The 22,144-nt window shown below is 64.1% G+C and carries 25 protein-coding genes; 11 read left to right on the forward strand and 14 right to left on the reverse strand.

Features of this window, described 5'->3' with window-relative positions; translation table 11 throughout:
* Positions 1 to 13: 13 nt before the first annotated feature.
* Positions 14 to 1,507: an FAD-linked oxidase C-terminal domain-containing protein gene (locus ABIB91_RS26645; RefSeq protein ID WP_007596965.1), complete on the reverse strand. Its 1,494-nt coding sequence runs from the start codon at positions 1,505 to 1,507 to the stop codon at positions 14 to 16.
* A 273-nt stretch (positions 1,508 to 1,780) separates the two neighbouring features.
* Between ABIB91_RS26645 and cycA the strand changes: the two genes are divergently transcribed.
* Positions 1,781 to 2,176 carry a cytochrome c-550 CycA gene (gene cycA, locus ABIB91_RS26650; RefSeq protein WP_219685371.1) on the forward strand — a complete coding sequence of 132 codons (396 nt, stop codon included), beginning with the start codon at positions 1,781 to 1,783 and terminating at the stop codon, positions 2,174 to 2,176.
* Positions 2,177 to 2,194: 18 nt separating this feature from the next.
* Here cycA and ABIB91_RS26655 read toward each other — a convergent pair whose 3' ends face one another.
* A complete protein-coding gene (locus tag ABIB91_RS26655) occupies positions 2,195 to 3,151 on the reverse strand; it encodes an alpha/beta fold hydrolase (protein ID WP_354168643.1) in 957 nt (318 codons plus the stop codon).
* A gap of 326 nt (positions 3,152 to 3,477) precedes the next feature.
* On the opposite strand from ABIB91_RS26655, the gene ABIB91_RS26660 reads away from it, so the two are divergent.
* A complete protein-coding gene (locus tag ABIB91_RS26660) occupies positions 3,478 to 3,660 on the forward strand; it encodes a hypothetical protein (RefSeq protein ID WP_007596968.1) in 183 nt (60 codons plus the stop codon).
* 12 nt (positions 3,661 to 3,672) lie between these two features.
* On the opposite strand, the gene ABIB91_RS26665 is transcribed toward ABIB91_RS26660, so the two are convergent.
* From ABIB91_RS26665 to ykgO, 3 genes are all read right to left on the reverse strand, one after another.
* Positions 3,673 to 3,933 (reverse strand): hypothetical protein, encoded by a 261-nt coding sequence (locus ABIB91_RS26665; protein ID WP_354168646.1) that lies wholly within the window; start codon positions 3,931 to 3,933, stop codon positions 3,673 to 3,675.
* Between the two features lie 124 nt (positions 3,934 to 4,057).
* Positions 4,058 to 4,699, reverse strand: coding sequence for a tetratricopeptide repeat protein (locus tag ABIB91_RS26670; protein WP_007596972.1), 642 nt, complete (start codon positions 4,697 to 4,699; stop codon positions 4,058 to 4,060).
* A 107-nt stretch (positions 4,700 to 4,806) separates the two neighbouring features.
* Positions 4,807 to 4,932, reverse strand: a complete 126-nt coding sequence (gene ykgO / locus ABIB91_RS26675) for a type B 50S ribosomal protein L36 (RefSeq protein WP_006611362.1) — start codon at positions 4,930 to 4,932, stop codon at positions 4,807 to 4,809.
* 337 nt (positions 4,933 to 5,269) lie between these two features.
* On the opposite strand from ykgO, the gene ABIB91_RS26680 reads away from it, so the two are divergent.
* Positions 5,270 to 6,154, forward strand: coding sequence for an amidohydrolase family protein (locus tag ABIB91_RS26680; protein ID WP_354168650.1), 885 nt, complete (start codon positions 5,270 to 5,272; stop codon positions 6,152 to 6,154).
* Positions 6,155 to 6,333: 179 nt separating this feature from the next.
* Here the strand turns inward: ABIB91_RS26680 and ABIB91_RS26685 are convergent, their stop codons facing one another.
* Positions 6,334 to 6,681 carry a MerR family transcriptional regulator gene (locus ABIB91_RS26685; protein ID WP_219685374.1) on the reverse strand — a complete coding sequence of 116 codons (348 nt, stop codon included), beginning with the start codon at positions 6,679 to 6,681 and terminating at the stop codon, positions 6,334 to 6,336.
* A gap of 84 nt (positions 6,682 to 6,765) precedes the next feature.
* Between ABIB91_RS26685 and ABIB91_RS26690 the strand changes: the two genes are divergently transcribed.
* The 3 genes from ABIB91_RS26690 to ABIB91_RS26700 all read left to right on the forward strand — a co-directional run bounded on the left by ABIB91_RS26690 (position 6,766) and on the right by ABIB91_RS26700 (position 9,119).
* Positions 6,766 to 7,776, forward strand: a complete 1,011-nt coding sequence (locus ABIB91_RS26690; protein ID WP_354168652.1) for a zinc-dependent alcohol dehydrogenase family protein — start codon at positions 6,766 to 6,768, stop codon at positions 7,774 to 7,776.
* A gap of 93 nt (positions 7,777 to 7,869) precedes the next feature.
* A complete protein-coding gene (locus ABIB91_RS26695) occupies positions 7,870 to 8,601 on the forward strand; it encodes a haloacid dehalogenase type II (protein WP_354168654.1) in 732 nt (243 codons plus the stop codon).
* A 41-nt stretch (positions 8,602 to 8,642) separates the two neighbouring features.
* Positions 8,643 to 9,119, forward strand: a complete 477-nt coding sequence (locus ABIB91_RS26700) for a YbaK/EbsC family protein (protein ID WP_354168657.1) — start codon at positions 8,643 to 8,645, stop codon at positions 9,117 to 9,119.
* On the opposite strand, the gene ABIB91_RS26705 is transcribed toward ABIB91_RS26700, so the two are convergent.
* Positions 9,116 to 9,466 (reverse strand): hypothetical protein, encoded by a 351-nt coding sequence (locus ABIB91_RS26705; protein WP_007596988.1) that lies wholly within the window; start codon positions 9,464 to 9,466, stop codon positions 9,116 to 9,118. The two genes, ABIB91_RS26700 and ABIB91_RS26705, sit on opposite strands and share 4 nt — an antisense overlap.
* A gap of 95 nt (positions 9,467 to 9,561) precedes the next feature.
* Positions 9,562 to 10,545 (reverse strand): tripartite tricarboxylate transporter substrate binding protein, encoded by a 984-nt coding sequence (locus tag ABIB91_RS26710; protein ID WP_007596990.1) that lies wholly within the window; start codon positions 10,543 to 10,545, stop codon positions 9,562 to 9,564.
* 154 nt (positions 10,546 to 10,699) lie between these two features.
* Here ABIB91_RS26710 and ABIB91_RS26715 point away from each other — a divergent pair, with 154 nt between their 5' ends.
* Positions 10,700 to 10,957: a hypothetical protein gene (locus ABIB91_RS26715; RefSeq protein ID WP_354168659.1), complete on the forward strand. Its 258-nt coding sequence runs from the start codon at positions 10,700 to 10,702 to the stop codon at positions 10,955 to 10,957.
* A 538-nt stretch (positions 10,958 to 11,495) separates the two neighbouring features.
* Here ABIB91_RS26715 and ABIB91_RS26720 read toward each other — a convergent pair.
* Positions 11,496 to 12,431 carry a LysR family transcriptional regulator gene (locus tag ABIB91_RS26720; protein WP_007596993.1) on the reverse strand — a complete coding sequence of 312 codons (936 nt, stop codon included), beginning with the start codon at positions 12,429 to 12,431 and terminating at the stop codon, positions 11,496 to 11,498.
* Positions 12,432 to 12,545: 114 nt separating this feature from the next.
* Here ABIB91_RS26720 and ABIB91_RS26725 point away from each other — a divergent pair, with 114 nt between their 5' ends.
* From ABIB91_RS26725 to wrbA, 3 genes are all read left to right on the forward strand, one after another.
* Entirely contained in the window at positions 12,546 to 13,298 is a 753-nt protein-coding gene (locus ABIB91_RS26725; RefSeq protein ID WP_354168661.1) for an SDR family NAD(P)-dependent oxidoreductase, read from the forward strand.
* 36 nt (positions 13,299 to 13,334) lie between these two features.
* Positions 13,335 to 14,033 (forward strand): pirin family protein, encoded by a 699-nt coding sequence (locus ABIB91_RS26730; protein WP_354168663.1) that lies wholly within the window; start codon positions 13,335 to 13,337, stop codon positions 14,031 to 14,033.
* A gap of 79 nt (positions 14,034 to 14,112) precedes the next feature.
* The gene (gene wrbA, locus ABIB91_RS26735; protein ID WP_007596996.1) at positions 14,113 to 14,712 is read left to right on the forward strand and encodes an NAD(P)H:quinone oxidoreductase; all 600 of its coding nucleotides are present in this window, start codon (positions 14,113 to 14,115) and stop codon (positions 14,710 to 14,712) included.
* Positions 14,713 to 14,967: 255 nt separating this feature from the next.
* On the opposite strand, the gene ABIB91_RS26740 is transcribed toward wrbA, so the two are convergent.
* From ABIB91_RS26740 to ABIB91_RS26755, 4 genes are all read right to left on the reverse strand, one after another.
* The gene (locus ABIB91_RS26740; protein ID WP_354168665.1) at positions 14,968 to 15,852 is read right to left on the reverse strand and encodes a protein-L-isoaspartate O-methyltransferase family protein; all 885 of its coding nucleotides are present in this window, start codon (positions 15,850 to 15,852) and stop codon (positions 14,968 to 14,970) included.
* Positions 15,853 to 15,926: 74 nt separating this feature from the next.
* On the reverse strand, positions 15,927 to 17,072 hold the full coding sequence (locus ABIB91_RS26745; protein ID WP_354168667.1) for a GNAT family N-acetyltransferase: 1,146 nt from the start codon (positions 17,070 to 17,072) through the stop codon (positions 15,927 to 15,929).
* A 15-nt stretch (positions 17,073 to 17,087) separates the two neighbouring features.
* Positions 17,088 to 18,536, reverse strand: a complete 1,449-nt coding sequence (locus ABIB91_RS26750) for an O-antigen ligase family protein (RefSeq protein ID WP_354168669.1) — start codon at positions 18,534 to 18,536, stop codon at positions 17,088 to 17,090.
* A 40-nt stretch (positions 18,537 to 18,576) separates the two neighbouring features.
* Entirely contained in the window at positions 18,577 to 19,644 is a 1,068-nt protein-coding gene (locus ABIB91_RS26755; RefSeq protein ID WP_354168671.1) for a glycosyltransferase, read from the reverse strand.
* Between the two features lie 246 nt (positions 19,645 to 19,890).
* On the opposite strand from ABIB91_RS26755, the gene ABIB91_RS26760 reads away from it, so the two are divergent.
* The gene (locus ABIB91_RS26760; RefSeq protein ID WP_354168673.1) at positions 19,891 to 20,877 is read left to right on the forward strand and encodes a glycosyltransferase; all 987 of its coding nucleotides are present in this window, start codon (positions 19,891 to 19,893) and stop codon (positions 20,875 to 20,877) included.
* A 15-nt stretch (positions 20,878 to 20,892) separates the two neighbouring features.
* Here the strand turns inward: ABIB91_RS26760 and ABIB91_RS26765 are convergent, their stop codons facing one another.
* A complete protein-coding gene (locus ABIB91_RS26765) occupies positions 20,893 to 21,921 on the reverse strand; it encodes a glycosyltransferase family 2 protein (RefSeq protein ID WP_354168675.1) in 1,029 nt (342 codons plus the stop codon).
* Positions 21,922 to 22,144 lie beyond the last annotated feature (223 nt).

Below are 22,144 nucleotides of genomic sequence, written 5' to 3' on the forward strand. Positions count from 1 at the left end.
CAGCGAGGCGGCTCTAGAACCGCGGAATGTCGGGAAACGCCAGCTTGCCGGCATGGACGTGCATGCGACCGAGCTCGGCGCAGCGGTGCAGGGTCGGAAACACCTTTCCGGGATTGAGCAGGCCCTGCGCGTCGAAGGCGCATTTCAGGCGCTGCTGCTGGTTGAGGTCGATCTCGCTGAACATCTCCGGCATCAGATCGCGCTTCTCGATGCCGACGCCGTGCTCGCCGGTGAGCACGCCGCCGAACTCGACGCAGGCGCGCAAGATGTCGGCGCCGAAGGCTTCGGCGCGCTCGATCTCGCCGGGCTTGTTGGCGTCATAGAGGATCAGCGGATGCAGATTGCCGTCGCCGGCATGGAACACGTTGGCGCAACCGAGCTGGTATTTTTCGGATAGCTCGCGGATGCGCGCCAGCGCCTTCGGCAGCGCACCGCGTGGGATGGTGCCGTCCATGCAGAGATAGTCCGGCGAGATGCGGCCGACGGCGGGGAACGCGGCTTTGCGGCCGGCCCAGAACAGATTGCGCTCGGCCTCCGAGGTCGAGATCTGGCAGGTGGTCGAGCCGCAAGCGTTCGCAATCGTCTCGACCCGCGTGATCAGCTCGTCGACCTCGATCTTGGGACCGTCGAGCTCGATGATGAGGAGGGCCTCGACATCGAGCGGATAGCCGGCATGGACGAAGGCTTCCGCGGCGTGGATCGCAGGCTTGTCCATCATCTCCATGCCGCCTGGAATGATGCCGGCGCCGATGATGCGCGCCACGCATTCGCCGGCCGCCTCGACTTGCGCGAATCCGACCATCAGCGCACGCGCCGTCTCCGGCTTTTGCAGGATGCGCACCGTGATCTCGGTGATGACACCGAGCAGGCCTTCCGAGCCGGTGATGACGCCCATGAGGTCGTAGCCGGAGTTCTCCGCCGATTTGCCGCCGATGCGCAGGATCTCGCCGCTCATCAGCACGATCTCGCAGCCGAGCACGTTGTTGGTGGTCATGCCGTATTTCAGGCAGTGCACGCCGCCGGAATTCTCCGCAACATTGCCGCCGATCGAGCAGGCGATCTGCGAGGACGGATCCGGCGCGTAGTAGAACCCGGCATGGGCGACGGCCTGGCTGATCGCGAGGTTGGTGACGCCGGGTTCGGTGACGACGGCGCGGTTGTCGAAATCGATCTCGCGGATGCGCTTGAACTTGCCGAGGCCCAGGAGCACGCCGTCTTCCAGCGGCAGCGCGCCGCCGGAGAGCGAGGTGCCCGAGCCGCGCGGCACCACCTTGATGCCTTGTCCGGCACAATATTTCAGGACGAGCGAAACCTGCTCGGTCGTGTCGGGCAGCACCACGACCATCGGCGGCTGCCGATAGGCCGTCAATCCGTCGGATTCATAGGCCCGCATCTCGGCAGGCGTATCGATCACGCCTTCGCCTGGGACGATTGCGCGCAATGCAGCCACGATCTCGGCGCGGCGCGCGAGCACGGCCTGGTCGCTCGCAGGCATCATGATGGCCATAACATTTCCTTCATGGCGTATCCTTCCGGCTGAGGCCGCACGATCGAATTGTCGCGGCAAATCAACCACGTCCGCGGTGGTTTGGGTAGGCCATCCGAAAGTCGGATCGACGATCTTGCGCGAGTTCGCTCTGGGACAAGTAGGAAATCGTGAAACCTGCCATGGTTTGGCGGCTTGTCCAATCCGGACAGGCCTGCCAAAACCGGCAGGTCCGACCATTGCCGATCAGGCATGCAACTGACCAGACCCCAGGGAAGAGACGAAGAGCACCCGATGACAAAACTGATTTTTGGCGCACTGACCATCCTCACCGCGATTGCCACCGCACCTGCCGCGATGGCGCAGGATGCCGCGGCCGGCAAGTCTTCGTTCAACAAATGCCTGGCCTGTCACGCGATCGGCGAAGGCGCCAAGAACAAGGTCGGCCCCGAGCTCAACGGCCTCGACGGCCGCAAGTCCGGCACCGCGCCGGACTACAATTATTCCGACGCCAACAAGAATTCCGGCATCACCTGGAACGAGGCGCTGTTCAAGGAATACATCAAGGACCCGAAGGCCAAGATCCCCGGCACCAAGATGGCGTTCGCCGGCATCAAGAACGAGAACGAGATCAACAATCTCTGGGCCTATGTGTCGCAGTTCGACAAGGACGGCAAGATCAAGCAGTAAGCGCGTAAGCGGCGGCCGCTAATCGGCGGCCGCCTGCGCCGGGACGATGTTTCCGATCATCGTCTCGATCTCCGTCTTGACGAGATCGGGCACCGCGTTCTGCACCATGTGGCCGAGATCAGGCAGCACGATCAGCTTGGCATTCTGCACGGTGGCAGCGAACGGGCGCGCGTGAATGTCGGTCTTCACCGTCTTGTCGGGTTCGCCGGCGATGATCGTGACTGGCGCCGATATCTCGCCGTAGCGGACGACCTGCACGGCGACCGCTTCCTTCAGCGTCACCAGATCATAGGCATTGGCGATGAACTCGCGCGGGCGCAGCAGCAGCGGCGTCGCGGAGTCCCGCACGAAACCATCCGGCATCATTTGCGGCAGGAAGACGTTGCGCGCGCCGGGCTCGCTCAGGAAGTAGCCCAGCGGCAGGGTTATGGTGTAGGCGAGCAGCGGGCCGATCACGGGCGTTGCGATGATCTCGTTGTAGCGGCCGACGCCGCCGCGCCAGGGATGGGTGACGGGCGCGAGCATCACAAGGCCCGCGACGCGGCCGGGATGATCGAGGGCCAGCCGCGCGCCGAGCGCGCCGCTCCAGGAATGCACCACGAAGATCGCGCGATCGATCCCGAGCTTGCCGAGCGCCTCATCGATCATCCGCGCCTGCACCTCCGGGGTCGAATCCTGCCGCCGCGCCCGCGTGCTCCAGCCATGACCGGGACGGTCGATCAGGATGACGCGATGATCCCTGGCGAGAAGATCGCCGAGCGGCCGCCGCATCGCCTCGAGGTTGGAACTCGCGCCGTGCAGCATCACGATCGGCAGGCCCGAATCGCGCGGGCCGATATCGACGAGGTGAAGCACGGCGCCATCGACCTCGATCATCCGGCCTTGCGGTGGAAAGGAGCGTTGCACAGCGAGGACGCCGGCCTGCGTGACCAGCGCCAGCACAACCAGCGCGGTCACGACTGACATCACGATCATGGATGGAATCCGGGCGATCCAGGGCACAGGGCAGTTACGTGGCTTGCGGGCGGCAGTTTCGCCCGGGGAGCCCCCGCGCTCCACTTGAAATACCGGGGCTGTGGATATATGCATAATTCAAGCCGTAAAAACGCAACGAAATCAATGCTACTCCCCGCAGCACGCAAGCCTCGAAACAGCTTCATGCAGTCGTCATCGCGGCGTCCATATAATCGCCACGGTGGGTTCCGCCATTTAGACGCAGGTGGGCGCCGATCCTGCTCGCAACCCTCGGGGATGCGGGAAAGACCGGCAGGATTTATCCTGATTTGAACCGGAGAATTTCGATGAGCCTGAGATCCAAAGATACTGCGATCGACGAGATCGTGGCAAGCTGCCACGGCGACCTGCGCGGTGCTGTGCGCGCGCTGCTGCTGATCAACGAGCACCTCGAGACGGAGCTTGCAAAGGCCTACGCCGCAGCAGTCGATCGCGGCCTCGCCGAGCGCGAGGGCAGCGTTTTGCACTAGGTCGCTGTCGACCTATTTCGTGCTGTCCTCGTCCTTTTCCTCGTCAGGCGTGGGTGCGGGACAGGCGCGGATGGTCGAACGAGCAAGCTTGGCGTCGGCCTTCGATTTGTAAGGACCGTCACCGAACCAGACGTCGCCGATGATCACGGGATTGCTGGTCACGATGTTGCATTTTCCGGTGGCGCGATTGCCGACCACCCAGAACAGTCCGTCGGCGAGGCTCGCCGTGCCCGACGCCAACAGCAATGTACCTGCAAAGATCAAACGCTTCATGGCTGTGCTCCCGCCATGAAGGTAGGCCTGCGGCGGTGCGACCCACACCCCTCGTGACGCGGCGCGTGTCATCGTGGTTAATCCGCCTGCGTTGCATTCGCTCGAGCAATGATCGACTTGTCCGCTAAATATCGCGGCCTTCGACCTTCTCGGTCAGCGCCTTGACCTGATCGGGGATCTTCTCGAGGTGCGGATTGACGGCGAGCGCCTTGCGGTAGGCCTCGAGTGCGCGCTTTTCGTCGCCGACCTCCTGCATGATCATGCCGAGGCCTGCGAGCGCGCCGAAATGGCGGGGCTCACGGATCAACACCTCGCGAATGTCGGCGAGCGAGCGGCCATAATCGTTCTGCATGTAGTAGAGCGTCGCGCGGCGATTCCAGGCCTCGATGTAGTCGGGCCTCAGCTTGACGACCGAATCCAGCAGCTTGATTGCGACCTCGATCTTCTTTGCGTCGACCGCGGTCTTGGCCCGCGCCATCAACAGCGCCGCGGTGTCGCTCGGGGTCTGGATCCAGATCGCCCAGATCCGCGCCTCGACATGCTTGGCGCTGGCTTCGTCAGGCGCAGCTTTCAGCGCGCCGAACAGGAAATCGAGATTCTTGGTGCGGTCGACCTTGGGCAGCTTGGCCGGCGCTTCCGGAAGTTTCTTCTGCTTGCCGGGCGGGGTCGGTGGATCAATCTGCTGTGCCAGCGCCGGAGCGAGTCCGGCGGCTCCCAGCACAAGAGCCAGACACAGGGTGCGCGCGACGAAGAATCTCACTGCCATGGCCGAAGTCTAAACGCGCAAAGCCGCCCTTGCAAAGCAGGGGCGGCGTCAAACTCGTGTGAGACCGTGGTCTTGCGGGGCGCTCGCGAGCGTCCGGCAGGGCGAAATCAGCCCTGACGTGCCTTGAAGCGGCGCTGCACTTTGTTGATCACATAGACCCGGCCCTTGCGGCGGACCAGGCGGTTGGCGCGATGGCGACCGCGCAGCGATTTCAGCGAGTTACGGACCTTCATGGCAGAATCCTGAACGTTCGAAAGGCCGTGTTCGGCACTACCGTTTCGGCACGCGCGAATGAGGCAAAATGAGATTTTCCCGCTGGCGGACCGACCGCCCGGGACGGGGCGGTTCTTAAGGCATGGGAGGACCGGATGTCAATGTTATCTGGCCCGATCCCACCCAGCAAATTCAGGAAAACAACCCCATGCAAAGTAGAAGCGGCCGGATCGGCCCAATCAGCATCTCGGACGACGCCTGCCCCACAACGCCTGTCCGACAACGACTTGTCCCACAATGCCTTGCCAAGTTCGTTATATCATATAATCAATTCGACAACCCGTCGGGAGGAAACCCATGCCGAAGCTGAAGCTGCCCAATATCGACGACGTCGTCGCCATCGATATCCACACCCACGCCGAGGAGCCCTGCGGCACCCATCCCGACGACGGCTATGACGACTTTCAGGCGCAGATGGCGGACTATTTCAAGTCGCCGCACAAGCATCCGCCGACCGTGCCGGAGACCGCCGCCTACTATCGATCCAAGAACATCGCCGCGGTGATCTTTCCGGTCGACGCCGAGCGCGAGACCGGCTTCCGCCGCTACAAGAACGAGGAGATGCTGGAGATCGCCTCCGACCATCTCGACGTCCTCATCCCCTTCGTCTCGATCGACCCGCACAAGGGCAAGCTCGGGGTGCTAGAGGCGCGCAAGCTGATCGAGGAATACGGGGTGCGCGGCTTCAAATTCCACCCGACCATGCAGGGCTTCTATGCCAACGACCGCATGGCCTATCCGCTCTATGAAGAGATCAACAATGGCGGCGCGATCGCGCTGTTCCACACCGGCCAGACCGGCGTCGGCTCGGGCATGCCCGGCGGCATGGGCATGCGGCTGAAATATTCCAACCCGATGTACATGGACGACGTCGCGGCCGATTTCCCCGACCTCAAGATCATCCTCGCGCATCCCTCTTTCCCCTGGCAGGAGGAAGCACTGTCGGTCGCGACCCATAAGCCCAACGTCTACATCGACCTCTCGGGCTGGTCGCCGAAATATTTCCCGCCGATCCTGGTGCGCTACATCAACTCGATCCTGCAGGACAAGATGCTGTTCGGCTCGGACTGGCCGGTGATCACGCCGGACCGCTGGCTGTCGGATTTCGCCAAGATCGACATCCGCGATGAGATCCGGCCGAAGGTGCTGAAGGCGAACGCAAGGAAGCTGCTGGGGATCTAGGGGCGCACTCGTCAGCGCATTGAGGGCTTCGACGCTGCTATCGAAGCCCTCACGCTCAGGTCCTCAAGGCTTAAGACTCAAGGCCGATGCTCGCGCCGCGCAGGTCCAGCACCCAGCTGCGGCCCAAGTTGCGGATGGCGGCCTTGGCGCGGTGAATCCGATGGCGGCGTCGCGCGCGATCAGTTCACGCTTGCGAGGAAGCCGGCCAGGATTGTCCGGCTTTCGCTGAGCGTCTCGATACGTTCGTCGATCAGGCCGACCTGCTGAGTGAGTATTTTTCGCAGCTCGTTGCACGGCGTGAAAGCCGGATCGTTGTTCCTGACGCAAGGGAGCAACCGCTTAATGGTTTCGAGCGTCATCCCCGCGCCGCCGAGCATCTTGATGCGCCGTACGGTTTCCTCTTCGGCCGTGCCATAGTCGCGATAGCCGGAGTTCGTCCGCAGCGGCGCAAGCAGTCCTTCGCCTTCGTAGTAGCGCAGCATTCGGACGCTGACCCCCGTCCGTCGGGAGAGTTCGCCGATTTTCATCTGAAGCCTCTTGACCCTCACAGCGCTGTCAGACCTTACAGACTTCGCTCGTCCAAGTGAATGCCACTTGTGAAGGGAGCAACGATGAAAGCCTACCATTTGAATGGCCATGCTGGTGCTGGCCGCCTTGCGTGCGTCGACGTCGGCAAACCCGAACCCGCCAATGGCGAGGTCCGCATTCGGGTCGAAGCGGCAAGTCTGAATTACCGCGACCTCCTGGTCCTCGACCGTGCAGGCCAAGGCGAGCTCAACGGACGCGTTCCACTCTCCGACGGTGCGGGTGTCGTTGACGCCATCGGCGCCGGCGTCGCGCAATGGCGGCTCGGGGACCGCGTCGCTGCATCGTTCTTCCGCGATTGGATCTCGGGGCCGTTCAAGTCCAGCTATATTCCGTTATCCCTCGGTGGCAACACGATGGACGGAATGCTGGCTGAGTATGTCGTGCTGCCGGCGACCGCGCTGGTCTCAGTGCCGGCGCATCTGTCCGCGGTGGAGGCAGCGACCCTGCCCTGCGCCGGCGTCACGGCTTTTCATGGCATCGTCGCACGCGGCGGGATGCGCAAAGGCGACACGCTGCTGGTCCAGGGGACAGGCGGCGTCGCGCTGTTCGGGCTTCAATTCGCAGCGGCGCTGGGCGCGCGCGCGATCGTGATATCATCCTCGGACGAAAAACTCGCCCGCGCCAAGGCGCTGGGCGGTTCGATCCTCATCAACTACCGCGACACGCCGGACTGGGATGTCGTCCTGATGAAGGCGACGAATGGCGCCGGCGCCAGTCATATCCTCGAACTCGGCGGTCCCGGCACCTATGACCGATCGCTGCGATCGGTCGCTTCGGGTGGCAAGATCGTTCAGATTGGGGTTTTGACGGGGTTCGGTCCCAAGCCCGACCTCGCACGCCTGCAGTGGGAGAATGCCGACATCATCGGTGTCACCGTCGGATCGGCCGAACACTTTGTCGCGATGAATCGCTTCCTGACCGAGCATGCGATCCACCCGATCGTCGATCGGGTCTACGACTTCGACGAGGTTCCCGAAGCATATGCGCACCTGCGGACCGGCTCACATTTCGGCAAGGTCGTGATCAGGCTTTAGAAACCAGAGGCCCAAGTCGCGATTGCCTCTTGGACCGATTTCGCTGCGCCTTGTATAGTCCGTGGACCGCAACGATCCCGGGGGACAGGTGAATTGAGTCTCAAAGCCGTTGTCTTCGACGCCTACGGAACGCTTTACGATATCCAATCGGTCGCGGAGATCACCGAGGATGCGTTTCCCGGCTACGGTGAGATCATCACGCAGATCTGGCGGATCAAGCAGCTCGAATACACCTGGCTGCGCTCGCTGATGCGGCGCTACCAGGACTTTGCAGCCATCACGCGCGACTCGCTCGCCTATACGTTGCGCGTGCTCGGGCTCGCTTACGAGAACGAGGCATTCGAGCGCGTGATCGAGAAGTACCTGCATCTCGATCTCTATCCGGATGCGACGGCAGCGCTCACGGCTCTGAAACCGCGAAAACTCGCCATCCTCTCCAACGGCAGTCCGGACATGCTGAATGCGCTCGTGCGCAACTCCGGTCTCGACGCCCTGCTCGATGCCACGATCAGCATCGACGCGAAGAAGATCTTCAAGCCGAGCGCGGAGGCCTATGAGCTGATCGGCGAGGCGCTCGGCACCGCGCCGGACGAGGTGCTGTTCGTCTCCTCCAATCCCTGGGATGTCGCAGGCGCGAAAGCATTCGGACTGAACGTTGCCTGGATCGAACGGGTGAGGCCCGAAGCGATGGCCCTGGCTTGCGTCGAGAACGAACTCGTGGCACCGCTGACGATGTTCAAGGCGATCCGCACCCAGATGGACGAGCTCGGCTTTGCGCCGGATCATCGTGTCCGGGCGCTCTCTGAGCTGCCAAGGATTGCTTAGGCGTCGCCGCCCGCCCTTAAGTCTGGAATGAGCCGACCTGAATGAGCCTTCAATCCGTTCGCGATTTCTTCGCCGAAAAAGCCCCCGACATCACCGTTATCGAATCCCCGATCAGCTCCGCGACCGTGCCGCTGGCCGCCGAGGCCTACGGCGTCGAGCCCGGAATGATCGCCAAGACGCTGTCCTTGCGGATCGGCGAACGCGTCATCCTGATCGTCGCGGCCGGCACCTCGCGCATGGACAACAAGAAGGTGAAGGCGGCGTTCGGCGGCAAGCCGAAGATGCTGGGGCTGGAAGAGGTCGCGGAGGTCACCGGCCACGAGGTCGGCGGCGTCTGCCCGTTCGGACTGAAGGCGCCGCTGCCGGTCTATTGCGACATCTCGCTGAAAGCGTTCGATGTGGTGGTGCCGGCTGCCGGCTCGACCCATAGCGCGGTACGGATCACGCCGGAGCGGATGGCCGAGCTGACCGCGGCGGAATGGGTCGATGTCTGCGAGACCAGATCCGAAGCGCGCTAATCATCCTCGTCGTAAGGCCGGGGCTGGGTCGCCGGAGGCGGCGGCGCAGCATTGTATCGTGGCGCCGGCGCGGCGCGATTGCCCGGAACCTGCTGCTGCGGCGGCATCTGGTTGTTGGACTGGAACACCGCGCGACAACCGCTGGAGAGCTGGGGCGTATTCTGCCGCAAGCAGGCCGTAATGCGGCTCACATCAGGGATCTGGTCGCTGCACAGCCGCCATACATCCGGCGTGCAGGCCATCTGCTGCTCCATGGTTCCGCGATACTCTTCAGCGGATGCAACGCCCTGCGCGGCGATGCCGCCGATCGCAAGCGCCACACCCAGCGCAATCCGCTCTGTTCGCATGTCCGATTCCTTCGCGAGTCTCTCAAATTCTGCTGAATCAATGAGACGCGGGGAGGTTCTGGACCAACAAAAAATTGTGAAAACGGGCCAGGAACCTATTCGACCTTGCCGATCTTCTTCACCGCCGCAATCAGCCGCGCGCTGTCGACCGCCACGAACTCGGCAAACGCCGGCGCGTCCTGATAGGCAACGAGACTGCCCGACGTTTCGAAGGCCTTGAGCACGTCGGGGCTCGTCATCACCTGCGCCATTGCCTCGCGCAGGCGAGTCGCGATCGGGGCAGGAAGAGCATTCTGGGCAAAGAGTCCGGCCCAGATGTACATCTCGACATCCTTGTAGCCGAGCTCCTGGAAGGTCGGCACATCGGGGAAGCTTGCGATGCGCTTGGCGCCGCAATTGCCGAGCACGCGCAGCTTGCCGTCCTCCACTTGCGGCTTCAGCGTTCCCGGTGCGGCGGCGATCGCCTGCACGGTGCCGCCGAGCAGCGCGGTGAGTGCCGGTCCGGCGCCGCGAAACGGCACATGGAGCAGCTTGATGTCGGCGCTGCTCGCAAACATCTCCATCGCCACATGCAACGTGCCGTAAGGCCCCGACGAGCCATAGGTGATCTGGCCGGGACGCTTCCTGGCATCCTCGACGAAATCCTGCGCGGTCTTCCACGGCGCCGAGGCCGGTACCGCGAGCAGCGTGGGATCGGCCAGCACCCGCGCGATCGGCATGAACTGCGAGAGCTCGTAGGCGACCGGACGGTCGAACAGCCGGTCGGCCTCGGGCAGCACCGCGAGCGAGGACAGCGTCATCAGCAGCGTGTAGCCGTCAGGCTCGGCGCGCGCCGCCGCGGCGTTGCCAACGGATCCACCGCCACCGCCGGCGCGGTTGTCGACGATGACCGCCTTGCCGAGGATTCGCTCCAGCGCCTGTGCGACGGGGCGCGCCGCGAGATCCGCCTGGCCGCCGGCTGGAAACGGCACGATCATGGTGACGTTGCGAGTGGGATAGGCTTGCGCGAAAGCCGCGCTCGACAACGCAGGCAACAACGGCAATGCGGCAGCGGCGCGCAGGACATCGCGGCGATCCATGGCAGATTTCCCCCTGTTTTCTTGTTTCGCTGCCAGCCTAGCGTGACCCTCCGCAAGAACAAGCCGCGCGGCGGGATTAACGAAGCATTATCCATGTTCCGCCCGGTCAGGAACGCCCCCTGGACTCTACCGTTGCCTCCCAGGGAGTGGAGCGATGAATAGACTTCAGACCATTGACGTGGCGCTGGACGAGATGCTGGTGAATCTCGCCGCTATCGTGTTGCGGCTGTCAAAGCCTGACGTGACACGAACGCCGGAAGCGCGACGCGCCTTGGCGCAATCCGTGCATCAATACGCGGTGTGTGCGGCACGCTCGAGCGATCCGCGCGTGCACGAATTGAAGACACAGCTGGAGGGGACGTTGCGGCCGGCCTTGCGCGTGGTCGCGATCGACGGCGTGAAGGTATCGTAGTCGAAGATTGGTGGGCACGCTTCGCTTTGCCCACCCTACGATAGCTGTGCGACGAGGTGCCGTAGGGTGGGCAAAGGCGCGCTCTTCGCGCGCCGTGCCCACTATCATTCGCCGAATTGCCCGGCAACGTCCCGCATATCCCCTCCCCCATCCACGGGAAGGGTGCCTTGATCAACATAGCGGTGGAACTTCCTCGACTTACTGATTGAACGCTCGCCGGCCTCCAGCCGCCGCGAAAACCCACCCTTGATCAGATTCCATCGCGACGAAAAGTCGGCGTCATCCTAAGGCAACGCCCAGATCGCATGGAGGTGGTCAGGCAAGATACAAATCGCGACGGTCTCGAACGGCCGGCGTTGCACGACCGTTCGGTAAATCTGGCGTAGGCGATCAACCTGGTCGACGAGTAGCGTACTTGACCGATCAGCTAGCACGACGGTGAAGAAGAACATGTTGCCTTGCGCTCGGCGGTACTGAGGCACTTGCGATTCCTCGCGTGAATTGGTGGGCACGCTTCGCTTTGCCCACCCTACGGCACCTACGCTGTTCGCTCGCTCTTCTTCACCCGCCGTTTGCACGTACCCGGCAGTTTCGCTGCGAGAAAATCGCCGAGCGCCTCGACGCGTGCGGGGCGCGGGCCGCCGGGTGGCGTCACCAGATGCACGGCGCCTTCGACCTGCTTCCAGTCCTTCAGGATCACTTCGACCTCGCCGGAGGAGATGGCGTCGCCGACGATGAATTCTGGAAGGTCGGCGATGCCGAGGCCGGCGATCAGCGCCGGCATCACCGCGTCGCCGTTGTTGGCACGGAGCTGTCCGCCCGGACGCACGCTGGCCTGCTCGCCGGCCGCATTGGTGTAGTGCCAGACGTTCGGCGTCGAGAGATAGGCGTAGCTGAAGCATTTGTGCGCGGCCAGATGCATCGGATGCGTCGGTCGTCCCTCGCGCTTCAGATAGGACGGCGCGGCCACAGTGAAACGCGGCATGGTGAAGAGGCGCCGCGCGATCAACGAGGAATCCGGCAGCCGCGCGATCCGCACAGCCATGTCAAAGCCCTCGCCGATCAAATCGATGGTCGCATCGCTCAGATGCAGGTCTACCGAGACTTCGGGATAGGTTTCGAAGAACTCCGGCAGCAGCGGCGCCACCGCCTTGATCCCGAATGTCATGGGCACGGCGAGCCGCACCAGGCCGCGCGGCGCGACCGACTGCGCCAGCGCCTCGTTCTCCGCGGCTTCGCCATCGGACAGCAGGCGCGTCGCACGCTCGGCGAGCTTATGGCCAGCATCGGTCAGCGCGAGCCGGCGTGAGGTGCGGTTGAACAGCCGGGCGCCGAGCCGCTCTTCGAGGCGCGTGACCGCCTTGGACACCGTCGCCTTGGACATCGCGAGCTCGCTCGCGGCCCCCGCAAACGACCGTAATTCCACAACTTTTGCGAAAATCGCGAGTGCCTCGAAATCGGGAAGTTTGGCCATGGCGGGTCCGATCGGGATGTTTTTGGAAACAATACGTTTCAACAGTTTCTATTTATATACCACAGGCGGAGGCTTATCCAAGGGTCATCAGACATTCAGGACTGGAGAAATCCAATGACCAAGAAGCTCTCAGGCAAGGTTGCCCTCGTCACCGGCGGCTCGCGCGGTATCGGCGCGGCCTCTGCCCGCGCACTCGCCGATGAAGGTGCTGATGTCGCCATCAGCTACGTTGCCTCTCCCGAAAAGGCGGAAGCGGTCGTCACCGAGTTGAAGGCCCGGGGCGTCAAGGCCCGCGCCTTCAAGGCCGACCAGGCCTCGGCCAAGGACGTGACGCAGCTCGTCAACGCCGTCGCGAAGGAGTTCGGCCATCTCGACATCCTCGTCAACAATGCCGGCGTCGCGAGCGGCGGCGCGATCGACGATGCCAATGCCGACACCGAAGCGCTCGCCCGCCAGGACGCGGTCAACGTGCATGGCGTGATCGCGGCGATCCGCGCCGCTTCGCAATTGATGGGCGAGGGCGGCCGCATCGTCACCGTCGGTTCGATGCTTGCCGACCGCGCCTCGTTCCCGGGCCTTGCGGACTACGTCGCCACCAAGGCGGCCGTGGTCGGTTACACCAAGGGCGCAGCCCGCGACCTCGGCCCGCGCGGCATCACCGTGAACGTGGTGCAGCCCGGCTCGATCGACACCGACATGAATCCGAAGGACGGCGGCGAGTTCGCTGAGACCCAGCGCAAGCAGCACGCGCTGCAGCGCTTCGGCCGTCCCGAGGAAGTCGCCGCCGGAATCGTCTTCCTCGCAAGCCCGGAAGCCTCCTTCGTCACCGGCACGGTGCTCAACGTCGACGGCGGTTTCGGCGCCTGATCAAGGCGCCACCCCCCAAAACAAGGAATTACGCAGATGATCGAACTCAGACCCTTCTCAAAGCTCGGCGGCGCCGATCACGGTTGGCTCAACGCCAAGCATCATTTCTCCTTCGCAAGCCATTATGACCCCGACAACATGGGTCACGGCGCCTTGCGGGTGTGGAACGACGACGAGATCGCGCCGAACACCGGCTTTCCAGCCCATCCCCACGCCAACATGGAAATCATCACCTATGTGCGCGAGGGCGCGATCACCCATCAGGACAGCCTCGGCAACGAGGGACGCACCGAAGCGGGAGACGTGCAAGTGATGAGCGCCGGCAGCGGCATCCGCCACTCCGAGTACAATCTGGAGCCGAGCAAGACCCGGATCTTCCAGATCTGGATCGAGCCGACCGCGCGTGGCGGACAGCCGACCTGGGGCTCGAAGCCGTTTCCGAAAGGAGACCGCTCCGGCAAGCTCGTCACCATCGCGAGCGGCTTCGAGCAAGACACGGACGCGTTGCCGATCCGCGCCGATGCGCGGGTGCTCGCCACCACGCTGAAGGCGGGCGAGAGCGCGGAGTACGTGCCGCACAAGTCGCGGCACCTTTATCTCGTGCCCGCGGCGGGGTCGGTCGAGATCAACGGCGTGCGCGTCAACGCACGCGACGGCGCCGCGATCCGCGACGAAGACAGTCTGAAGATCACGGCATTGGAAGATTCCGAGATCGTGCTCGTCGACGCGGCTTAGCAACGCATTCGTCATGCCGGCTTGTCCCGGCATGACGCTCCGACACCCACCATCAAATCTGCATCCAACGGAGATCATCATGACCAAAGTTCTCGTCCTTTATTATTCCGCCTATGGCCACATCGAAGCGATGGCCAATGCCGTCGCCGAGGGCGCGCGCGAGGCCGGCGCCACCGTCGACATCAAGCGCGTGCCCGAGCTGGTGCCGGCCGAGGTCGCGAAAGCCTCCTATTACAAGGTCGACCAGACCGCCCCGATCGCCAAAATCGAGGACCTCGCCAATTACGATGCGATCATCGTCGGCACCGGCACCCGCTTCGGCCGCATGGCCTCGCAGATGGCGAACTTCCTCGACCAGGCCGGTGGTCTCTGGGCCAAGGGCGCGCTGCACGGCAAGGTCGGCGGCGCCTTCACGGCGACCGCGACCCAGCATGGCGGCCAGGAGACGACGCTGTTCTCGATCATCACCAACCTCTTGCATTTCGGCATGGTCGTGGTCGGCCTGAACTACGGCTTTGCCGGCCAGATGAAGCTCGACGAGGTCACCGGCGGCGCGCCCTATGGCGCCACCACGATCACCGGCGGCGACGGCAGCCGGCAGCCCAGCGCCAACGAGCTCGCCGGCGCACGCTATCAGGGCCGCCAGATCGCGGAGACGGCCAGGAAGCTGCACGGCTGAGCGCCGTTAAGCTTTACGCCTGAACCACTGCATGGCAGGTGCGATCTGGGCGGCATTCTCTTCGGGGGATGCCGCCCCATCTCTGTGGTCGGGATATTTCACCAAAAGCGATACGAATGGGTTTCGAACTCTTGTTGATCGCGCAGATGATCCGCAGGCCCGCTCAGGCGCTGGCGCGGCGATGGTATTGCCGCAGCCTGTTCCGCGCCTCGCGCGGGCGCTTTCATTGTGCCGGCTGCACGAAGGCGTGACCGGCTAGGCCTGCGTGATGTCCGCGTTGGGCTTGATGGGCGCAGTCGCGACAGGCGCCGGTGCCGTCGAGAGCCACCAGCCGTCACCGCCGAACCAGCACGTCTCGTCGGGAGCGCCCTCTCTCCGCAACGACTGCACGCCCTCCCATCCCCTTGCGAACGCCTCCGCCAGTCGCCGGGCAGCATCCGCATCCTGCAATCCCGCGCAGCCGATGAATTGGGCACGCCCGAGGAATTTGGCGGGCCAGGCTGCCCGTTCGTCCGGGCGCGTGATCATCAGCATGCCGCCGAGCATGCCTTCAGGCGCGAGCGGAAACACCAGCCGCCCACCGGGCAGCAAGGCATCGAGCCATTCGGCAGCCGGCTGCGCCGCACCCGCGCAGACATAGATCACGTCGGCTCTGGGCAGATCGGACGCGATGCCCGAACGATCCCACACATCCACATGGTCGATGTCCTTCAGATTCTCGCGCGCGAGCCCTGCCAGACGTTCGTCGATCTCGTAGGCATGGACGCGGCCGCCGGGGCCGACGAGATGCGCGAGGATCGCGGTGTAGTAGCCGCTCCCCGCGCCGATCTGGATCACGGTCTCGCCTTCCTTCACCGCGCAACCGCTGAGCCAATAGGCGTGCGCGCCGGGCATCCCGATATTGAGACCCCGCGCGCTGTCGAGCGCGAGCAGCGTGTTCTGGTAGAGGAAGGCGGGATCATCGTCGGGCGTCACGACATAGGGGTGTCCACCAACCGAGATCGACCACGGCCCGGGTCCGGCGAACGGCTCGCGCCTGACGGTGCGATAGGCTTCCTCGATACGGGGGTCCGCGGCCCTCGCCGCGGCGCAGATCAACTGCGCATAGAATGCGCGATATTTTGCCGAACGATCTTTCATGTCGCCTCCGGAAACAGGCGACGATAACACAACGATTGCGATAATCGCGTGACCCTGCAATCCAAGGCAGCGCGTCAGCGCGCGCTCTTGCCCATCGCCTGCGCCGCAAAGGCGGCAAGCCTGGGGTGACGGCGCAGGCCCTGCGCGACATGGTCACGCCACGCGAAGGGCATGCCGCGCCAGGACAGCGCGACGCTGACATCGGTCAGCGGCACCGGCTCGGCGCCGAAGCGGCGCTTGTAGTCCTGGTTGCCGATGCTGAGGTCGAAACGGCGCACGCCGTCGGCATGCAGCGCCGCCATGGTGCGCTCGGTCACGAGCAGCCCCGGCGAGCAGCTCGACCAGGAATCGCCGGCGTGGCTGATGCGCAGCAGGAAATAGGTCGCACCAGACCTGACGCCGAGCGTGGTGGCAACGACGGCCTCGTCGCAGACCAGCGCCGAAATGACGGCGTAACCGTCCGCAGCACCCTGGCGGGCGACCTCGCGATAGAACTGCGCATGGGTTTCGTCGTTGAGGACAAAGCGCGAGCCGAGCTTTCGCATGCGCGCCTGCTGCTGGGCATCCATCACGTCCAGCAGCTCGCGCGCACGCGCGACATCGGTGGCGATCTCGAATCGCGCGCCGGCGTGACGGCTGAAGACGCGCCAGCAGCGTGGCATCTGCATGCGCTTGATCGAGGCCTGGTAGGCTTCATAGTCGTCGCCGGTCAGCACGAGGTTGCCGTTGAGCGAGCAGGATCCGATCCGGCCGAGCGACACCAGCGGGTTCGGGTTGCTGCCAATCTGGGCCGGCATCTTCTTCAGGCGCAGCAAATCGAAGCGGTCCGGCAATGCGCGCAATGCGTCGATCAACGCATTGCCGATCGCATCCGCCGCCGCCGCGTCCAGCGCGGCATCGAGCGCCAGAATCGGCGCGTTGTTGTCGGAGACGCCGAGATCGGCGAATTCGACGATGCGGATACCGCGCCTGAGATGGCTGATCATCGGCACCATTGCGATGTCCTTGCCGGTCGTGGCATCGGAGATCAATGCAATCAGCGGCGAGAGATCGTGGAACGCCTCGTACCAGGCGCTAAGCCAATAGCCATGCTGGAATGCAGTGCGATGGCCAGCGTTCAGGCGCGATGCGGCCTGCTTCCAGTCACGCACGAAATCGACCGCGATTCCCGACGTGCTGGACACAAGACCATCTGGTTGCTCGACGCTGAGGATCGTCATCCGCGGGACATACGATTACTGGGTGTTTCCAGATAGATTGTGTTTTGTCGCGGCCACAAGTGACCTCTGCTTATCGTTAAGCCGATGCCACTGCGGCAGCACCGGCTGCGACAAGTCGTCCGGTTCCGTTTCCGCGACGCATTGGAACCTGGCCAGGAAGTGCAGGCCGGCCACGGCAACGACGAACATGAACCAGATCGGATTCTGCCGGTCCAGCAGGAAGGTCTCGGTGGCCCCGTAGTACAGGCCGAACAGCCACACGGTCAGGAACAGCTTTGCCAACGCACCGCTGCGGTTGTGAGTTCGGGCCGTCTGGAAATTGCCGAGCGGCGCGAGCACGAAGACGAGGATCACCAGCAACAACCCCGGAAGGCCGATGGTGACCGCGAGGTCGAGATAGCTGTTGTGGCTGTGCGCGGCGCTCGTTGCCCATTCGGCGCCCTGGACGGTCTGCCGTGCCGTCACGTCGTCCCAGAACGCGGCGTAGCCGTGACCAATAGTCGGCTTCTCGGCGACGGCTGCGAGCGCGAACTCCCAGATGGCAGAACGGCCGGTGAAGGTGGGATCGAGCGGAAGCAGCCGCGTCATCGCCCCGAGCGCCGGGCTCAGGACGCTGCCGACTGTCAGCAGGTTCATCACGATCAGCGGCACGAAGCAGATCATCCGCCTCAGCCACAGGCTCGGCGTGACGCAGACCAACGAGGCGAGCGCGTAGATCGCAAGACACAGCACCGACGACGTCTTGCCGCCGGTGAAGATCAGGAAGATTCCGGCCAGCGCGGCGATGGCCGGCCCCATCACGAAGGAGCCGACGGCGGACAGATAAATGCCGACATAGATCAGGATGGTCATCACCGGCGAAGCGATGTTCTTGTGACCAAAGCTGCCGCGCCAGTCGCCGGCCAACTGCGGCTCGGTGACGTCGAGTGCGGTGTGCATCGAGTATTGCGGCGCCAGGAAGACGCCGAGATAGCAGAGGGTAAGCAATACGAGCGCGGCGCCGCCGAGACACAGGTTGAAGCTGCGCTGCGTCGGCGGCAGCAACGGCAAAAGCACCGCGAGCGACATCACGCTGGCTGCGAGCACGAAGCGCTGCATCGAGACTCCGCGATTCTCGGAGAAGACGATGTTGATCAACAGCCATCCGACCAGGCAGAGATGCAGCGGCGTCACCAGCGTCTTCAGCGCGGGCGCATCCGTTGCGGCGACCAACAGTACCGCGACCGCCGCCAGCAAGCCCCAGGAGACATAAGTGAGCGCCATCCGTCCGCCGACGACGATGGTGACATCCTCGTTGCGCAGGTCAGGAAACGGATCGAGCGTCACCAGCACCAGGAGCAGGGCTGCGACTGCGACGAGGCAGCGCGCCGCCCGCACGGCGTCGATCCCCGCAAGCCCATCGCGCAGGACGCCGCCGAACGATCGGGCCTCGACGTCGGTCATATCAGTGGCGCTGCGATCCATGGCTCGAGAGTAGTGGTGAAGCCGGGGGAAGCTCCAAGAGTTAGCCGATCCCTGTTAAGCATTCGTCAACCAGTCCAACGGGGCTCTGCGGCACCGCCTGCGGCCGCACGATGCTCCGCGCGATTTCGTAATATTGAAGCGCGCGCTGTTCCAGCGTGAGGTTGTCGAGCACGAAGCCGCGCGGATCGAACGTATCGGCGGCGCACCCGGCCCAGAAATCATCCCAGCCCGCCTCGAACCCGGCGATGTCGACGAACTTGGCGCCGCAACGATCGTCCCAGTACGGCACCGACGAGACCGGGGCGAACTGGACGCGATGCGGATAATAATCGGGGTCCCGCCAGGGGCCGCCGGGATCCCAGGCGAGCACCGGGACGCCGCAAGACAATGCCTGCTGATAGGCGATGCCCTGGCTCTCGTTCTGGCAGAGGAAGATCATCGCACGCGATCGCGCGAGCGCGGCCCGATAGTCCTCTTCCTTGTAGCTGCCGTAACGCAGCTCGGTGAACGAGCGGCCTTCCCTCGTGAGCCGGGCGCGGACGGGTTCGATCAGCTCCGCCGCGTAGCGATCGCGGTCCCAATGCACCTTGTCGTAGATCAGGACGTCGACACTCTTTTGCGAGGTCGGCGACGGTGCCCAGAGATCCGTGTCGATGCCGATCGGCCAAGCCTCCGTGTCGGGCCAATGCGGCCGATACATGTCGGCGTACCACGGGCCGGGCACCACGACCTTCTTGACCGGCAGGCGCTTGAACAGGTCGGGATCGTCGAGCGGATGATTGTGGGCGGCAACGCCGAGCAGGATCGGATTTTTCCAGGCGAACTTGTCGAGCAGGAAGGTGCGGCCGATGATGCAGGCGAGTTCGCCCGGATGCCGCGCGATGTAGCCATAGTCGTTGACGCGATAGCGGATACCGAGCCGATCGAGTCCCGCACAGAGATTGAGGAACACGCGGAGCTGCCCGCTCATGCGCGGCTCGCCGAGCAGCATGCGACGCGCCATGCGCCGCAGATGCCGATCGCCGGGAAACCAGCGATCGTCCTTGTCCTCGTAGAACAGGTTGAGGACTATGTCGTCGGGATCGTAGTCGAATGTCTTTGCGGGCACTGGGTCCATCCGCGGCAGCCTGATGCGCATTCTCGCATGGGACCGGCTGCCGCACTCTTCCAAATTTGCCACAGGCTTAATGCCTGCGGCTTAACGCTAATTGACGAAACCAGCGATCCAGCAGCCTTCGCGGCGACGCTTTTTTCCCAATGCGAGTATTATTCGCGACGGCCAAGGTTGCGATCGGTCGCATTCCCAACTCGCAGAAGCGCCCTGGTTAACAGACCGTTAAAGGCGAGCCGTATCTTGATCACCGCGGAAGACATTCTCGAATTGCCGGCGACATCGCGCGTCGTACCGGCGGCGCGCGTCCCGCTGCAGGTCGGCTCAACCACGTCGGTGTCCGTCGTCATTCCGGCCAAGAATGTTGCGGCCTATATCGGCGAAACCCTCGCCAGCGCACTGGCGCAAACCGAGGTCACCGAAGTGATCGTCGTGGACGACGGCTCGACCGACAGCACCACCGCGATCGTCCGTGCCATTCGTGACCCGCGACTGCGCCTGATGACCAACGGCGCCGCCGGCGTTTCGGCAGCGCGCAATCTCGGCGCGCAGCATGCGAGCGGCCAATGGCTGCTCTTCCTCGATGCCGACGATCGCCTGCGGCCCGGCGCGGTCGCGGCGCTGTTGGCGGCTGCGCGGGCTGCGCCGCGTACGGTTCTTGTCTACGGCGACTACAACACGATCGACAACGAGGGACGGCAGATCGGCCGTCGGGATCTGCTGAAAGGACGCCGCAAACCGTCCGGCGACGTGCTGGCGCGGCTCGCGGCCGGAAACTTCATCGTCAATGGCGGCATTGCGCTGGCACGTGCAGAGGCCTTCCGCGCTATCGGCGGCTTCGACGTCTCGCTCAGATATTGCGAAGACTGGCACTGCTGGTGCCGCCTTGCCGCGATCGGCGAATTCGAATTTGCGCCAAACCTTCTGCTCGACTACCGCCTGCACACGGCCAACACCATGAACGCGGCGGTGCGGACGCCACAGGATTTCTTTCCGGCGATCGCACGAATATTCGACGACGGGTTGATCATGGCGCGACTGCCCGCGGGCATGGCAGCCGGGCTGCGCCGGGCCGCCGAGGTTCATCTCGTCACGTATTCGGCGATGCAAGCGGTCCGCTTCGGCAGATATCGCCAGGCCTTCGCCTATCTCGGGATGGTCGGGCGCCGCTCGCTCAAATCGCTGCCGCGTTCCGCGGTCAGGGTCGCCCTCGCCTGCTTCGGTATTTAGCCGGCGACCTCGGCGTCAGGACGCGATCTTCGAGGCCTTATAGGGTTTCGGCTCGATGCCGAACGCGGCGAGCGCCGAGCCGAGCGCGACCATCACGGGATGCGTCGCGACGAAGGCTTTCGACGATTTCAGCAGAGCGGCCGCGCGCACCAGCGACAACGGCAACCTCCCGAGCATCTGCGCAAACACCCACACTCGCGCCGCGGCGCCCTGCGCGGCCTTGGACTGCACACGATAATTGATCGCGCCGATGCGCAGGCCTCGCTTCACGATCCAGCCGAAACTGGTGCGGCTTTGCGGCACCGTCTCGGTGATGACTGCCTCCGCCGTCCAGTGGAACGTCATGCCGGCATTGCGGCAGCGCACGAAGAAATCGCAGTCGCCGCCCCCGAGGAAGTTGAAGCGCGGGTCGAAGGCCGGACGGGCGAACCTCTCGAACGCCGCACGCGTGATCAGGCAATTGCCGCAGCCGTAGATCAGGGGCACAGCGCCGCTGTAATCATAGGCGGGGCAGAAAACGGGGTGGCGCGAAAGCCAGGGCATGCTGCGATCCTCGAAGACCGGCAGCACCGGCCCGCCGACCAGATCGGCGCCAGTCGCCTCCGCGGTGCGAACCATCAGCTCGAGCCAATCGGGCGAGGCGATCTCGTCGTCGTCGATCATCAGGAACCGGGTCGCGGCGGGAAACAGCGCCAGCGCCGTCTCGAACGCGGCGTTGATCGCCTGGACGTTGCCTTGCCGTTTCTCAACCAGGCAGACACCCTGGAGCCTGCCATCGGCGAGATATTCCGCGGCCACCGGCGCGCTTTCACGCCGGACCGTATCGTTCTCGACCATGACGACGGCGAAGGAGCGCGGGGTGCGCTGACTGACGAGCGAGTCCAGCGTCGACCGCAGATGCTGCGGGCGGCGGAAGCAGGGAATGCAGACGACGATCCCAACCGACAGGTCGATAATCCGGGAGCTGGACGCGATCTCCCGGTCGGGATCGCGCACGGCATCCGAGATACGCGTGGCGGACAGGTCTGTCGGGATCAATGTCATGACGTTCTAGATGTCCGAGATAGATTGAAAAAGCCCTGCTTCGATCCGGGGATCAGCGCCGTCCCGCGACGGCACATCGCCGCGGGACAGGCACGTCCCAAAATGAACGGCCGGTTTGAGCCTCGCGACGGCGCCACGCCGCCGATTTTCCGCCATCCATGCACTTAACTGATTTCGGGTGTTTCTGCTGCGAAGCCTTGCGCGCAGTGATGCTGCAATTCGC

Origin of the sequence: Bradyrhizobium sp. JR4.3, assembly GCF_040547695.1 — a bacterium.
In the GTDB taxonomy this organism is placed as follows: Bacteria; Pseudomonadota; Alphaproteobacteria; order Rhizobiales; family Xanthobacteraceae; genus Bradyrhizobium; species Bradyrhizobium canariense.

What these genes read in the sequence shown, in the direction of transcription:
- ABIB91_RS26645 (WP_007596965.1), bottom strand. Translation starts at nt 1,507, where the DNA reads ATGGCCATCATGATGCCTGCGAGCGACCAGGCCGTGCTCGCGCGCCGC.
- cycA (WP_219685371.1), top strand. Translation starts at nt 1,781, where the DNA reads ATGACAAAACTGATTTTTGGCGCACTGACCATCCTCACCGCGATTGCC.
- ABIB91_RS26655 (WP_354168643.1), bottom strand. Translation starts at nt 3,151, where the DNA reads ATGATCGTGATGTCAGTCGTGACCGCGCTGGTTGTGCTGGCGCTGGTC.
- ABIB91_RS26660 (WP_007596968.1), top strand. Translation starts at nt 3,478, where the DNA reads ATGAGCCTGAGATCCAAAGATACTGCGATCGACGAGATCGTGGCAAGC.
- ABIB91_RS26665 (WP_354168646.1), bottom strand. Translation starts at nt 3,933, where the DNA reads ATGAAGCGTTTGATCTTTGCAGGTACATTGCTGTTGGCGTCGGGCACG.
- ABIB91_RS26670 (WP_007596972.1), bottom strand. Translation starts at nt 4,699, where the DNA reads ATGGCAGTGAGATTCTTCGTCGCGCGCACCCTGTGTCTGGCTCTTGTG.
- ykgO (WP_006611362.1), bottom strand. Translation starts at nt 4,932, where the DNA reads ATGAAGGTCCGTAACTCGCTGAAATCGCTGCGCGGTCGCCATCGCGCC.
- ABIB91_RS26680 (WP_354168650.1), top strand. Translation starts at nt 5,270, where the DNA reads ATGCCGAAGCTGAAGCTGCCCAATATCGACGACGTCGTCGCCATCGAT.
- ABIB91_RS26685 (WP_219685374.1), bottom strand. Translation starts at nt 6,681, where the DNA reads ATGAAAATCGGCGAACTCTCCCGACGGACGGGGGTCAGCGTCCGAATG.
- ABIB91_RS26690 (WP_354168652.1), top strand. Translation starts at nt 6,766, where the DNA reads ATGAAAGCCTACCATTTGAATGGCCATGCTGGTGCTGGCCGCCTTGCG.
- ABIB91_RS26700 (WP_354168657.1), top strand. Translation starts at nt 8,643, where the DNA reads ATGAGCCTTCAATCCGTTCGCGATTTCTTCGCCGAAAAAGCCCCCGAC.
- ABIB91_RS26705 (WP_007596988.1), bottom strand. Translation starts at nt 9,466, where the DNA reads ATGCGAACAGAGCGGATTGCGCTGGGTGTGGCGCTTGCGATCGGCGGC.
- ABIB91_RS26710 (WP_007596990.1), bottom strand. Translation starts at nt 10,545, where the DNA reads ATGGATCGCCGCGATGTCCTGCGCGCCGCTGCCGCATTGCCGTTGTTG.
- ABIB91_RS26715 (WP_354168659.1), top strand. Translation starts at nt 10,700, where the DNA reads ATGAATAGACTTCAGACCATTGACGTGGCGCTGGACGAGATGCTGGTG.
- ABIB91_RS26720 (WP_007596993.1), bottom strand. Translation starts at nt 12,431, where the DNA reads ATGGCCAAACTTCCCGATTTCGAGGCACTCGCGATTTTCGCAAAAGTT.
- ABIB91_RS26725 (WP_354168661.1), top strand. Translation starts at nt 12,546, where the DNA reads ATGACCAAGAAGCTCTCAGGCAAGGTTGCCCTCGTCACCGGCGGCTCG.
- ABIB91_RS26730 (WP_354168663.1), top strand. Translation starts at nt 13,335, where the DNA reads ATGATCGAACTCAGACCCTTCTCAAAGCTCGGCGGCGCCGATCACGGT.
- wrbA (WP_007596996.1), top strand. Translation starts at nt 14,113, where the DNA reads ATGACCAAAGTTCTCGTCCTTTATTATTCCGCCTATGGCCACATCGAA.
- ABIB91_RS26740 (WP_354168665.1), bottom strand. Translation starts at nt 15,852, where the DNA reads ATGAAAGATCGTTCGGCAAAATATCGCGCATTCTATGCGCAGTTGATC.
- ABIB91_RS26745 (WP_354168667.1), bottom strand. Translation starts at nt 17,072, where the DNA reads ATGACGATCCTCAGCGTCGAGCAACCAGATGGTCTTGTGTCCAGCACG.
- ABIB91_RS26750 (WP_354168669.1), bottom strand. Translation starts at nt 18,536, where the DNA reads ATGGATCGCAGCGCCACTGATATGACCGACGTCGAGGCCCGATCGTTC.
- ABIB91_RS26765 (WP_354168675.1), bottom strand. Translation starts at nt 21,921, where the DNA reads ATGACATTGATCCCGACAGACCTGTCCGCCACGCGTATCTCGGATGCC.